The 13050-nt window shown below is 69.4% G+C and carries 13 protein-coding genes; 7 read left to right on the forward strand and 6 right to left on the reverse strand.

Annotated features, from left to right (window positions below):
- Positions 1-98: 98 nt before the first annotated feature.
- A complete protein-coding gene (locus JHN63_RS22925; protein WP_200683252.1) occupies positions 99-548 on the forward strand; it encodes a MarR family winged helix-turn-helix transcriptional regulator in 450 nt (149 codons plus the stop codon).
- A 19-nt stretch (positions 549-567) separates the two neighbouring features.
- Positions 568-1116, forward strand: a complete 549-nt coding sequence (locus JHN63_RS22930) for an isochorismatase family protein (protein WP_200683259.1) — start codon at positions 568-570, stop codon at positions 1114-1116.
- Positions 1117-1389: 273 nt separating this feature from the next.
- On the opposite strand, the gene fdhD is transcribed toward JHN63_RS22930, so the two are convergent.
- The 4 genes from fdhD to JHN63_RS22950 all read right to left on the reverse strand — a co-directional run bounded on the left by fdhD (position 1390) and on the right by JHN63_RS22950 (position 5353).
- On the reverse strand, positions 1390-2238 hold the full coding sequence (gene fdhD, locus JHN63_RS22935; protein WP_200683261.1) for a formate dehydrogenase accessory sulfurtransferase FdhD: 849 nt from the start codon (positions 2236-2238) through the stop codon (positions 1390-1392).
- Positions 2239-2394: 156 nt separating this feature from the next.
- Positions 2395-3366, reverse strand: coding sequence for a 2-dehydropantoate 2-reductase (locus tag JHN63_RS22940; protein ID WP_200683263.1), 972 nt, complete (start codon positions 3364-3366; stop codon positions 2395-2397).
- Positions 3367-3626: 260 nt separating this feature from the next.
- Positions 3627-4472 (reverse strand): SDR family oxidoreductase, encoded by an 846-nt coding sequence (locus tag JHN63_RS22945; RefSeq protein ID WP_200683265.1) that lies wholly within the window; start codon positions 4470-4472, stop codon positions 3627-3629.
- Positions 4473-4573: 101 nt separating this feature from the next.
- Entirely contained in the window at positions 4574-5353 is a 780-nt protein-coding gene (locus tag JHN63_RS22950; RefSeq protein WP_200683273.1) for an SDR family NAD(P)-dependent oxidoreductase, read from the reverse strand.
- Between the two features lie 168 nt (positions 5354-5521).
- Here JHN63_RS22950 and JHN63_RS22955 point away from each other — a divergent pair, with 168 nt between their 5' ends.
- The 5 genes from JHN63_RS22955 to JHN63_RS22970 all read left to right on the forward strand — a co-directional run bounded on the left by JHN63_RS22955 (position 5522) and on the right by JHN63_RS22970 (position 10097).
- The gene (locus JHN63_RS22955) at positions 5522-6424 is read left to right on the forward strand and encodes a helix-turn-helix transcriptional regulator (protein WP_200683275.1); all 903 of its coding nucleotides are present in this window, start codon (positions 5522-5524) and stop codon (positions 6422-6424) included.
- 276 nt (positions 6425-6700) lie between these two features.
- The gene (locus JHN63_RS22960) at positions 6701-8056 is read left to right on the forward strand and encodes an OFA family MFS transporter (protein WP_200683277.1); all 1356 of its coding nucleotides are present in this window, start codon (positions 6701-6703) and stop codon (positions 8054-8056) included.
- Positions 8025-8159, forward strand: a complete 135-nt coding sequence (locus tag JHN63_RS53995) for a hypothetical protein (protein WP_019073074.1) — start codon at positions 8025-8027, stop codon at positions 8157-8159. The genes JHN63_RS22960 and JHN63_RS53995 overlap by 32 nt, the downstream gene beginning before the upstream one ends.
- A 150-nt stretch (positions 8160-8309) precedes the next feature.
- Positions 8310-9248, forward strand: coding sequence for a beta-ketoacyl-ACP synthase III (locus tag JHN63_RS22965; protein WP_200683279.1), 939 nt, complete (start codon positions 8310-8312; stop codon positions 9246-9248).
- Positions 9249-9419: 171 nt separating this feature from the next.
- Positions 9420-10097: a GntR family transcriptional regulator gene (locus JHN63_RS22970; protein WP_200683281.1), complete on the forward strand. Its 678-nt coding sequence runs from the start codon at positions 9420-9422 to the stop codon at positions 10095-10097.
- A 113-nt stretch (positions 10098-10210) separates the two neighbouring features.
- Here the strand turns inward: JHN63_RS22970 and JHN63_RS22975 are convergent, their stop codons facing one another.
- Both JHN63_RS22975 and JHN63_RS22980 read right to left on the reverse strand, forming a co-directional pair.
- Complete coding sequence (locus tag JHN63_RS22975) at positions 10211-11608, reverse strand: OFA family MFS transporter (protein WP_200683283.1); 1398 nt, start codon at positions 11606-11608, stop codon at positions 10211-10213.
- A gap of 1 nt (position 11609) precedes the next feature.
- A complete protein-coding gene (locus JHN63_RS22980) occupies positions 11610-12998 on the reverse strand; it encodes an OFA family MFS transporter (protein ID WP_200683284.1) in 1389 nt (462 codons plus the stop codon).
- Positions 12999-13050 lie beyond the last annotated feature (52 nt).

The following is a 13050-nucleotide window of genomic DNA, read 5'->3' on the forward strand; positions in this document are numbered from 1 at the left end:
GGGCCGGAGTGAGGGGCGAGCGTCGGGAATCGTTGGGAGTCCCCATGATATTCACGGTTTCGTTGGGAAGTCCAATGACTTTTCGCTAGGCTGCACACATGGCCGAAGCACCGCTCCCCGCACCCCTCGCCGCGATCCGCTCCCTTCCCAGCTGGCTCCTCGGCCGGGCAGCCGCCCGCGGGCGGGCGCTCGTCGCCGATGCCCTGGCCGCCGAGGGTCTGAAGATGTGGCACCACGTGGTGCTCTCCGCCGTCCGTGACCTCGCGCCCGTTGCCCAGGCCGATCTCGGCCGCTCTGTCGGGCTCGATCCCAAGGATCTGGTCGGCGTCCTCAACGACCTCCAGGCCGCGCACCTGGTCGTACGGGAGCCCGACCCGAAGGACCGCCGCAAGAACGCCGTGTCGCTCACGACCGAGGGCGCACGGCTGCTGAAACGCTGCGAGAAGGCGGCCCGCGAGGCCAACGAGCAGCTCCTCGCCCCGCTGTCGGCGGCCGAACGCGACCAGTTCATGGGCCTGTTGATCCGGATCTCCGGTACGGACGGCTGACGGCGGCTAACGTTCCGTCATGACCCCACCGCAGACCCCCGAACCCCGGCTCGCCCTCGACCCCGAGCGCACCGCGCTGGTCCTCGTCGACCTGATGGACCGCATCGTCGCGCTGCCGCTCGAACCGCACAAGGGCACCGAAGTCCTCGCCGTGGCCGAGGAGTTGGCGGCCGGCTTCCGCTCCGCCGGCGCGCTCGTCGTCCTGATCCGGGTCGAACGTCCTGGCATCGCCGAGCAGCCCGCCGGCAGTGGACTCGCCGCCGGGCTGTTCCGGGACGGGGACGTGGAGATCGTGAAGCGGACGATCGGCGGCTTCCAGGGCACGGGACTTGACGAGAGCCTGCGTGAACGGGGCATCGACACCCTGGTGTTCGGCGGGATCGCCACCAACCTCGGTGTGGAGTCCACCGCCCGCGCCGCCGGCGACCTGGGCTATCAACTCGTCTTCGTCGAGGACGCCTTGAGCGCACTCACCGCGGCCGAGCACCAGGCGTCGGTCAGGCTCGACTTCCCGCGACTGGGCTCGGTGGTGACGGCGGTGGAGGTGCGCTTCGGGGCGGGCGACTGAGGCAGGCTTGGCGCCGGGCGGTTCGCGGTGCCGGGTGGGGCTGGGCTTCGCCCTCGGGCGGGACCACACCTGGGACGATCACGCCGACCCGCAGTGGCCGTGTACGCAGCCCACAACCGGGTGTCCAGGCAGGCGCGGGCACCGGAACGCAAGGCCCACACGACCAGGCAGGGGGCCGTCTTCGTGGGGTCGTACGACTGAGGCGGGGCCCCTGCGGCGCAGGGGGCGCTCCCCGCCGGTCGGGGCCCCGCCGCCGTGACGCGGGGCGGGGGCTCAGCCCTGGGCGGCCGCGGCCCGCAGGGCGATGCGGTCCTCGCCCGCGTACACGTTCATGTTGCTGCCCCGCAGGAAGCCCACCAGGGTCAGGCCTGTCTCCGCCGCGAGGTCCACGGCCAGTGACGAGGGCGCCGACACCGCCGCCAGCAGCGGGATCCCCGCCATCACGGCCTTCTGCGCCAGCTCGAAGGAGGCCCGGCCCGAGACCAGCAGGATCACCCGGGACAGCGGCAGGTCACCGTTCTGCAGGGCCCGGCCGACCAGCTTGTCGACCGCGTTGTGCCGGCCCACGTCCTCCCGGATGTCCAGCAGTTCGCCCTCCTCGCTGAACAGGGCCGCCGCGTGCAGACCCCCGGTCCGGTCGAAGACCCGCTGGGCCGTGCGCAGCCGGTCGGGGAGGCTCGCGAGCAGTGCGGGCTCGACACGGACCGGGGGAGTGTCGGCGATGGGCCAGCGTGCCGTCGTACGGACCGCGTCCAGGCTCGCCTTGCCGCACAGACCGCACGAGGACGTCGTATACACGTTCCGCTCCAACGTGATGTCCGGAATCACCACGTCCGGAGCGGTCCGTACGTCCACCACGTTGTACGAGTTCGAACCGTCGACTGTCGCCCCAGCGCAGTACACGATGTTCTGCAGATCGTATGCGTTCGCCAGTACACCTTCGCTGACCAGGAACCCGGCCGCGAGTGCGAAGTCGTCGCCCGGCGTGCGCATGGTGATCGCGAGCGGCTTGCCGTTGAGCCGGATCTCCAGGGGTTCCTCGGCGACGAGCGTGTCCGGGCGGGTGGAGACCGCGCCGTCCCGGATCCGGATCACCTTGCGTCGTTCCGTGACTCGTCCCATGTCCTGATCAGCCCCGGTTCTGTACGTGCTGGCAGCCGAAACGGCCCTTGCTGCGGAGGTGCCCCTCACGCCTTCATTGTCCTGCACGTGCGAAGCGAGCCGACGGCCCACCCGCGTCTGCCCGTACGGCGACTCGTACGACCCGCACGGCACCCCTCATGCGGCACTCCTCAGCGCGAGCAGGTCGGAGATGGCGTGCACGGTGCGCAGGGTGGGCACCTCCACACCGGTGATCTCCGCCAACTCGACCACCGCCGCGAGGAGTACGTCGAGTTCGAGCGGCTTGCCGCGCTCCAGATCCTGGAGCGTCGAGGTGCGGTGGTCGCCGACGCGCTCCGCGCCCGCGAGCCGCCGCTCGATGGAGACACCCACCTCGCAGCCCAGGGCCTCGGCGACGGACAGCGTCTCGGTCATCATCGTCTCGATGACCTTGCGGGTGCCCCCGTGCAGGCACATCTGCCGCATCGTCGCGCGGGCCAGCGCGCTGATCGGGTTGAAGGAGATGTTGCCGAGCAGCTTGAGCCAGATGTCGTTGCGCAGATCCGGTTCCACCGGGCACTTCAACCCGCCCGCCCGCATGGCCTCGCTCAGGGCGAGACATCGCGCCGAGACGCTCCGGTCGGGCTCCCCGATCGAGAACCGGGTGCCCTCGAGATGGCGGACAACTCCCGGTCCCGCCAACTCGGTTGCCGCGTAGACGACACAGCCGACGGCCCGTTCGGGAGCGAGCACCGCACTGACCGCGCCGTCCGGGTCCACGCTCTCGACGCGCTGCCCGTCGTAGGGGCCGCCGTGTGCGTGGAAGTACCACCAGGGGATGCCGTTCTGGGCCGCCACGATCGCCGTGGTGTCGTGCAGCAGGGGCTCGATCAGCGGCCCGCACGCCGCGTACGAGTTGGCTTTCAGACCGAGGAGGACGAAGTCGACCGGGCCGATCTCGGCCGGGTCGTCGGTGGCATGGGCGCGGACGGTGAAGTCGCCGCGCGGGCTGAGTACGTGGACGCCGTGCTGCCTCATGGCCGCGAGATGCGGTCCACGGGCGACGAGATGTACATCGGCGCCCGCACGGTGGAGCGAGGCGCCGACATAGGCGCCGATCGCGCCGGCGCCGAGAACTGCGACTTTCACCGGAGACTCTCCGTTCGGTCGAGGGAGTACCGCGGAGGTGGATACCGAGCGTGGATGCCATATACGGATGCCGTATGTGGATCCCACATACGGACACTGCGCAGTGTCGACGAAATATTGTCTACAGTATGGAGGATGGGTCGGCAAGGGTCTGCGCGGAGACTGCATACATGCGGAGACCGCATACAGGTGTGACGCCCAGCGGTCATCGGGCGGACGAGGCCCGCCCGATGCGTGTCCCTCTCCTGCGTACGCGGCGTTCAGCCCTCGGTGTCGTCGTACGCCAGGTCGTCACCGAGTCGGCGGGATTCCTGGGCCTGGGCGAGGAGTTCCCGGGCCTTGACTTCGACGCCTTCGATGGCGTCGGCGCCGGCGACGAAGCGCAGCAGCGGCTTCTCCTGGTCGGCGACGGCCAACAGGGCACGGGCGAGCTTGGCCGGGTCGCCGGTCTGTCGGCCGTTCATGCTCTTCCAGGCCGCGACGGTGGCCGCGGTGCGCTCGGCGTAGTCGTCGATGGTCGGCTCCGGCCAGGTGGTGGAGGCGTCCACGAGGAGTTCGGTGCGGAAGAAGCCGGGCTCCACGACCGTGGTGTGGATGCCGTAGGGCTCGACGTCGTAGCGCAGCGACTCCATCCAGCCCTCCACGCCGAACTTGGAGGCGGCGTACGCGACGCAGAACTCCTGGCCGATCAGGCCGGCGGAGGAGGAGAGCGTGATCACGTGCCCGGCACGCTGCCTGCGCAGGACGGGCAGGACGGCGCGGGTGACGTTCATCGGGCCGAAGAGGTTGGTCTCGAACTGCTGGCGCATCTGTTCGGGGGTGATCTCCTCGAAGTATCCGGCGAAGAAGTTGCCGGCGTTGTTGACGAGGACGTCGATGCGGCCGAAGCGGTCGACGGCGGCCTGCGCGGCGGCCTCGGCATCCTCCGGGCTGGTGACGTCCAGCTTGGTGACCAGCAGATCGTCCCGGGGTCCGCCCAGCGCCTGCTCGACCTGATCGGGGCGGCGGCCGGTGGCGACGACCTGGTGACCGGCGGCGAGGGCCTCGCGGACGATGTCCGTGCCCAGACCGCGTCCGGCACCGGTGACGAGAATGACCTTGCTCATGAGGGGTTCCTTTCAGATGCCGCGATCGGGCACCCGGTGGTGTGCGACGGGGCCGTGCGGCGTCCCGGCGGGTGACCGGGACAGGGGTGAGGGGGGAGGTGTCAGGCCTGGTCGGTGGGCATGATCCACAGCTCGCCGACGGAGGCGTGGCGGGGCCGGGTGACCATGTAGGCGACACCGTCGGCGACGTCGTCGGGGGCGAGGACCTCGGTCTGCTCGTAGAAGGCGCCGATCGCTTCGCGGACCTCGGGCTTGTGGTCGTTGTGCGAGCCCAACTCGGTGTCCACACCGCCCGGTTCGAGGACGCCGACGCGCACGTGCCGCCGGGTGACCTCCTGGCGCAGGGACTCGGTGAACCCGTTCACGCCGAACTTGGTGAGGTTGTAGACGCCGTATCCGTTCCACGCCACACGGCCGGCGATCGAGCTGATGTTGACGATGTCGGCGACCCGGCGCGGACCCTCGTCGGCCGCCGTGAGCAGGTGCGGGAGGGCGGCGCGGGTGGTGTGGAGCAGGCCCTGGATGTTGACGGCGATCATCCGGTCCCACTCCTCGGCGTCCGCGCCGACGACCGGGCCCAGGAGCATCAGGCCGGCGTTGTTGACGAGGGTGTCCAGTCGTCCGAAGTGCTCGACGGACCGCTGGACGGCGGCTTCGGCCCGGGCACGGTCGGTGATGTCCGCCTCCACCGCGAGCGCGGTGCCGCCCGCCTTCTCGATCTCGGCGGCGAGGTCGTCCAGCCGGTCCTTGCGGCGGGCCACGAGGGCTACGGAGGCGCCGTGCTCGGCCAGCCGACGGGCGGTGGCGGCGCCGATACCGTTGCTCGCGCCGGTGACGAGCGCGACGGTGCCGGCCAGTCTCGATGCGGTCGGGGAACTCATGGGGGGTGTCCTGTTCTGTGGGCTGGGGATGCGGTGCGGTGGGCCCGTGATCCAGGCAACCACCCGCCGACCAGGTCCGGGCCGCCATAACGGGCACCCCTCCACCGGGGGTCCGGCAGTACCCCTTTCCGCACAGCCCACGGGTCCGGTCGGCCGTACGGTGGACCCATGGACCGCAGCACCGAGATCCGCGAGTTCCTGCGCACCCGCCGGGCCCGCGTCACCCCCGAACAGGCAGGACTCGCCCCGCACCCGGGCGTCCGTCGGGTACCGGGGCTGCGCCGCGAGGAGGTCGCCCAGCTCGCCGGGGTGAGCGTCGACTACTACGTCCGCCTGGAACGCGGCCGGACGCAGGGCGTCTCCGACGCCGTACTGGAGGCCGTCGCCCGCGCCCTGCGGCTCGACGACACCGAACGCGCCCACCTCTTCGACCTGGCCCAGCCCACGACGACCCGCTCCCGCCGCGGTCGGCCGCTCAGCCCGCAGCGGGTGCACCCGGTCGTGTACCAGGCGCTGGACTCACTCGCCGCTCCCGCGATCGTCCTGGGCCGGCGCATGGACGTGCTGGCCGCCAACCGGCTCGGCTACGCCCTCTTCACCGACTTCCAGGACCGGCCCCACCGCGAGCGCAACTTCGCCCGCTACGTCTTCCTCGACGAGGCCGCCCGCGCCCTGTACGCCGACTACTGGGACACGGCCGCCGGAGACTGCGTGGCCACCCTGCACCTGTACGCCGGACGCCACCCCGACGACCCCCAACTCACCGAACTGATCGGCGAGTTGTCCGTGCACAGCGAGGTCTTCCGCCGTATGTGGGCCGACCACGACGTCCTCGCCCACACCACCGGCACCAAACGCCTCCACCACCCGCTGGTCGGCGACCTCACCCTCGACTACGTCGTCCTGGCCGTCGAGGGCGACCCCGACCAGAACCTCACCGTCCTCACCCCCGAACCGGCCTCGCCCTCCGCGGAGGCCCTCGACATCCTCGCCAGCTGGACCCACACCTCCGGCGGGGGCGGCACGGCGCCGCCGGGGACGGTCGGCGCCGGCGCGCCCGGATCCGCCTGAGGACGCGAGATCCGCGTCGGCTTTCCCCCCCCAACACGCCATTCCTGTACGGCACTTCGTCCTCCACGCCGACCAACGCAGCCTCCGCCGAGGCGCCCGCACCCGGCACTGTGTCCCACCCGGCTCGTCCCACCCACCTGCCATGCGACAACGGGGGGCGGTGCACCGGCGCGGGAACTCCGCGCCGACCGTTCGGCGCACTCTGCATACCGCTCATCGCATACGGTCGACGCGCCGCCTTCTCAACTCCCTTGTCACTCCCTACCGTCCGGGATCATGAGTCCCCCAGTCGCACCCCCGGCGTGGAGCCGTTGGCTGGTTCCGCCCGCCGCCCTCTCGGTGCACCTCTCCATCGGCCAGGCCTACGCCTGGAGCGTCTTCAAGCCGCCGCTCGAATCCTCACTGAACCTCAGCGGCACGCAGAGCGCGCTGCCCTTCCAGCTCGCGATCGTCATGCTCGGCCTGTCGGCCGCGTTCGGCGGCACCTTGGTCGAACGCAACGGCCCGCGCTGGGCGATGACCGTCGCCCTCGTCTGCTTCTCCTCCGGCTTCCTGATCTCCGCGCTGGGAGCGGAGACGAAGCAGTTCTGGCTGATCGTCCTCGGCTACGGCTTCGTCGGCGGGATCGGCCTCGGCATCGGCTACATCTCACCGGTCTCGACCCTGATCAAGTGGTTCCCGGACCGGCCCGGCATGGCCACCGGCATCGCCATCATGGGCTTCGGCGGCGGCGCGCTCATCGCCTCCCCGTGGACGGCCCAGATGCTGAAGTCGTTCGGCTCCGACAACACCGGCATCGCCCAGGCGTTCCTCGTACTCGGTCTTTCGTATGCGGTCTTCATGACACTCGGCGTGCTGCTCGTCCGGGTGCCACGCACCGAGGACCTCAAGGACACACCGAACGCGACGACTACGACGAACACCCCCAGCGCCCTCTCCGGCGTGCAGGTCTCCGCCAACAGCGCCGTACGCACACCGCAGTTCTGGTGCCTGTGGGTCGTCCTGTGCATGAACGTGACCGCGGGCATCGGCATCCTGGAGAAGGCCGCCCCGATGATCACGGACTTCTTCGCGGACACCTCCACACCGGTCACGGTGTCGGCCGCCGCCGGCTTCGTCGCGCTGCTCTCCGCGGCCAACATGGCGGGCCGTATCGGCTGGTCGTCGACCTCCGACCTGATCGGCCGCAAGAACATCTACCGCGTCTACCTCGGCGTCGGCGCGGTCATGTACGCGCTCATCGCGCTGTTCGGCGACTCCTCGAAACCCCTGTTCATCCTGTGCGCCCTGGTGATCCTCTCCTTCTACGGCGGCGGGTTCGCGACCGTGCCCGCCTACCTGAAGGACCTCTTCGGCACCTACCAGGTCGGCGCGATCCACGGCCGGCTGCTCACCGCCTGGTCCCTGGCCGGTGTCCTCGGCCCGCTGATCGTGAACTGGATCGCCGACCACCAGAAGGACGCCGGCAAACACGGCGCCTCGCTCTACGACACGTCCTTCATCATCATGATCGGGCTGCTTGTCATCGGGTTCGTCGCCAACGAACTCGTCCGGCCCGTCGCCGCCCGCCACCACATCCCCGCCCCGAGGGAGGCCGCCGATGTCGAACGACAGCAGTCAGAGTCCGCCTGACCGACGGCCACTGATCGCGTTCGCCTGGCTATGGGTGGGCGCACCACTCGTGTACGGCCTGTACGAACTGATCCTCAAGGCGAAGCAGCTGTTCACCGGCTGAATGTCCGGTGCATACCGTCGACCGCAGGACGGATGACAGAAGCCGACAACCCGGACGGCAGTTTCCTGTGGCATCACCTGCCGCCGTACCCGCGAGTCACTGGCAAGACTGGTTGATCCCGCTACCCAAGGCAACGAGGGGGACCACCCAATGAACGGCACGCGGATCGCCGCCGTCGGCCACTACCAGCCCGCCAAGGTACTCACCAACGAGGACCTGGCGGGCATGGTCGACACCAGCCACGAGTGGATCACCTCCCGGGTCGGCATCAAGACCCGCCACATCGCCGGGCCCGACGAACCCGTCGACGAGCTGGCCGCGCACGCCGCCGCAAAGGCCCTCGCCGCCGCAGGACTGACGCCCGGGGACATCGACCTGGTCCTCGTCGCCACCTCCACGGCCATCGACCGCTCCCCGAACATGGCCGCCCGCGTCGCCGCCCGCCTCGGCATCCCGTCGCCCGCCGCCATGGACATCAACGTCGTGTGCGCCGGCTTCACCCACGCCCTGGCCACCGCCGACCACGCCGTCCGCGCGGGAGCGGCCGTACGCGCCCTGGTCATCGGCGCCGACAAGATGTCCGAGGTCACCGACTGGAGCGACCGTACGACCTGTGTCCTCGTCGGCGACGGAGCGGGGGCCGCCGTCGTCGAGGCCGCCGACGAACCCGGCATCGGACCGGTGCTGTGGGGCTCCGTGCCCGAGATGGGGCACGCGGTACGGATCGAGGGCACGCCCCCGCGGTTCGCGCAGGAGGGCCAGAGCGTCTACCGCTGGGCCACCACCCAGCTCCCGCCCATCGCCCGCAAGGCCTGCGAGAAGGCCGGACTCACCCCCGCCGACCTCGCCGGTGTCGTCCTCCACCAGGCGAACCTGCGCATCATCGAGCCCCTCGCCGAGAAGATCGGCGCCGTCAACGCGGTCGTCGCCCGCGACGTCATCCAATCGGGCAACACCTCCGCCGCCAGCATCCCCCTCGCCTTCTCGAAACTCGTCGAACAGGGCGCCGTCCGCACCGGCGACCCGGTCCTGCTCTTCGGCTTCGGCGGGAACCTGTCCTACGCCGGCCAGGTCGTCCGGTGCCCGTGACCTGCGCACCCGCTCAGGTCCGACTCCGGATGTGACGAGGTCGACTCCCGCACCCTCTGGCTACTGTGCGCCGTAGACTGTAGACGATAGACAATCGATACTTGGTCGTACGGCCACTGTCTGCTGGCTACTGTCCGCAAAATGCCGATGTTGCCCAGGAGGGGGACCGCGATGTTGTCGCAAGGACTGCCGCAGGGGGCGGTGCCCAAGCTCGAACGCCCGGGCCCGCTGCGCGACCGTGTCTACGAGGCGCTGCTCGAACTCATCACCACGCGCGCGCTGCAGCCCGGTCAGCATCTCGTCGAGAGCGAACTCGCCGGACATCTCGGGGTGTCCCGGCAGCCGGTGCGGGAGGCCTTGCAGCGGCTCAACACCGAGGGCTGGGTCGATCTGCGGCCCGCCCAGGGCGCGTTCGTGCACGAGCCGACGGAGGAGGAGGCCGACCAACTCCTCACCGTACGCACGCTGTTGGAGGCCGAGGCCGCCCGGCTCGCCGCCGCCAACGCGGGCAGCGCCGGGATCGCCGTCCTGGAGGAGCTGTGCGCGGAGGGCGAGCGAGCCGTCGACGCCGACGACGTGGACGCCGCCGTCGCGATGAACGCCCGCTTCCACGCGAAGGTCATGGAGCTGGCCGGCAACGCCGTCCTCGCCGAACTCGCAGCGCAGGTCGACCGCCGGGTCCGCTGGTACTACACGCCGGTGGCCCGTCAGCGCGGTCTGACGTCCTGGATCGAGCACCGTCACCTGATCGATGCGATCGCTGCGCGCGACGAGCTGCGCGCCAGTCTGCTGATGCGTGAACACACCGAGCACACCCGGCGGTCGTACCACGAGCTCGAGAAGTCCTGAGCCCCACACGGTTCCTGACGCACCAACAGATCTGAAGGTGATGGCCCTCCCGCAAAGAGGAGGGCCATCGGACGGGTCCGGTCAGGTCCGCGCCGGTGCCGCGGGGTGAACGGTCAGGTCGCGGGCTGTGGTTGGGGAACGGGCGCCGACTCCCTTTCCCCGCGCCCGGGTTGACGCAGCAGGAGCGCGATCGCCGCCGCCACCATCGAGACTCCGCCGGCCAGCGCGTACGCGCCGTTGTAGCCCCAGGCCGCCACCACCATCGAGCCGAGACCGCCGCCGAACAGGCCGCTGATCAGCTTTCCGCTGTACACCAGGCCGTAGTTGGTGGCGTTGAAGTTCTCGCCGAAGTAGTCCGGGGTCAGGGCGGCGAACATCGGGTAGAACGCGCCGCCGCCGAAACCGGAGAGGAAGGCGAAGAACAGGAACAGCCACTCGCTGCGCAGATGGCCCGCCCAGATCACGCCGAACTGGGCGAGACCCAGGACCAGGATGACGAAGACCAGGGTGAGTTTGCGGCCCCACAGGTCGGACAGCCAGCCGACGACCGCACGGCCGATGCCGTTGATGACGGCCATCACGCCCATCGACGAGGCCGCCACCAGCGGGCCGAAGCCGACGTCCTTGGCGAAGTCGACCTGGAAGGAGATCCCGAAGATCGACACCCCGGCGGTCAGCACGATCGACAGCCACATCAACGGCAGCATGCCGGTACGGATGGCCTCCTTCGGGGTGAACTGCCGTACGGCAGGCGGGTTCTTGGCGAGGCTCGTCGCGCTCTTGTCGTTGCCGCCGTAGGTCAGCGGGTCGATGTCGGCGGGCCACCAGTTCTTCGGCGGGTCCTTGAAGAAGAACGCGCACCCGAACACCACGATCAGGATGTAACACCCGATCAGATCCAGCACCCGGTGGTAATTCCCGGTGTCGAAGGCGTAGTTGAAGATGAAGATGAACGGCAGCGAACCGTACGCGAAGCCGCCGTTGACGAACCCGGTGCGGGCGCCCCGCCGTTCGGGGAACCACTTGCCGACCATGTTGATGCAGGTCGCGTAGACCAGGCCGGCGCCGACACCGCCGATGACGCCGAAGCCGATGATCGCCAGCCACACGTCGTCCAGGTGGGACAGCGCGAGAAAACCGATGACGCACATGACCGAGCCGGCGTACATCGCCTTGCGGGCCGTGAGGATGCCCTTCTCCCGCATCCAGCCCGCCGGGAAGGCGATGCCGGCCTGGAAGAAGACCCAAATGCTCAGGATCCAGAAGGTGTTGCTCTGCGTCCAGCCGTGCGCGCTGGACAGGGTGTCCTCCGCGGAGCCGTACGCGTACTCGAAGACACTGATCGCCATCATGGCGATCCAGGGGAGATAGATCATGATCTTGCGCGAGTGGCCGAGGATGTCGCGGTCGGTCTCGCCGACGCGGTAGACGCGGCCGTTGGCGTCGGTCACTTCACGGTAGGGACGGTTCGCGGCGCCGGATTCGTTCGTGGTGATGGGATCTGCGGTCATGTCACGCCATCTCCTCGCCGAGCGGGTGCGGGTTGGGGGCGATACGCCGGGCGTCGGGCCTGCCCGGAGCCTTGAGGAAGAGCGCCAGCACCGCGGAGGCCAGGCCCACGGAACCGGCCAGGACGAACGCGCCGTGGTAGTCCCACTCACCGACGACGACCGCGCCCAGACCGGAGCCGACGAGCCCCGAGATCAGCTTCGAGCTGTAGACCATCCCGTAGTTGCTGGCGTTGTTGTTCTCACCGAAGTAGTCGGCCGTCATGGCCGCGAACAGCGGGAAGATCGCCCCGCCGCCGAAACCCGAGACCATGGAGCAGAACAGGAAGAACGGCATGCTGCCCATCTGGCCCGAGGCCAGCACACCGAACTGGGCGGTACCCAGCACAATGCATACGATGATCAGCGTGTGGCGGCGGCCGAAACGGTCGGAGATCCAGCCGATGACCCCGCGCCCGGTGCCGTTGACGATCGCCTTCAGGGACATCGCCGTGGCCACGATCCCACCCGCGAAGCCCATGTCCTTGCCGAACGGCACCTGGAAGGCGATGCCGAAGATGTTGATGCCGGCCGTGCACAGCAGACAGAACCACATCATCCAGAGCACGGGGGTACGGGCGGCCTCCTTGGGTGTGTACTGCTTGATCGCCGGCGGGTTCTTCTCCAACGCCCGCCGGATCCTGGGGTCTTGGGCCGTCTTCAGGGGATCGACGTGCGCGGGCCACCAGTTCCTCGGTGGATCGCGGAAGAACCAGCCCGCCGACGCCACCACCAGACACAGTCCGACGCCGACCAGGCTCAGCAGCACCTTGTAGTTGCCCAGGTCCAGCACCGAGGTGAACAGGAACACGAACGGCACGGACCCGTAGGCGAATCCGCCGTTCACGAAGCCCGTCTTGCCGCCCTTGCGCTCCGGATACCACTTGCCGGCCATGTTCACGCAGGTCGCATACACAAGACCGGCGCCGATACCGCTGCACATGCCGAATCCCAGATACGCCACGAGTACGTTCGGCGCGAACGCCAGCGCCAGATAACCCAGCAGTGTGCCGAGCGCGCCGAGCAACATGGCCGTACGGGCGGGCAGTCTGCCGCTCTCGCGCAACTGCCCGGCGGGGAAGGCCACGGCCGCCTGGAAGAACACCCAGACGCCCATCAGCCAGAAGATGTGCCCACTGCTCCACAGATGCGCGTCGTGGAGCGTGTCCTCCGCCGACGTGAACGCGTACTCGGCGGAACTGATGCCCATCATGCCCACCCAGGGCAGGACGACCATCCACTTGCGCCTGCGGCCCATGAGGTCGACATCGGATTCACCGATGCGGTACACGCGGCCGTGACGGTCCGTCACCTCCCGGTAGGAGACGGACGTCGGGTAGTCCGTTGTTGCCATCGCTCAGTGCCCCTTGCGTCGAAAGTTCTGGCCAGCGCCCCCTGTCCAATGC

Source organism: Streptomyces sp. MBT65 (assembly GCF_016612545.1).
In the GTDB taxonomy this organism is placed as follows: Bacteria; Actinomycetota; Actinomycetes; order Streptomycetales; family Streptomycetaceae; genus Streptomyces.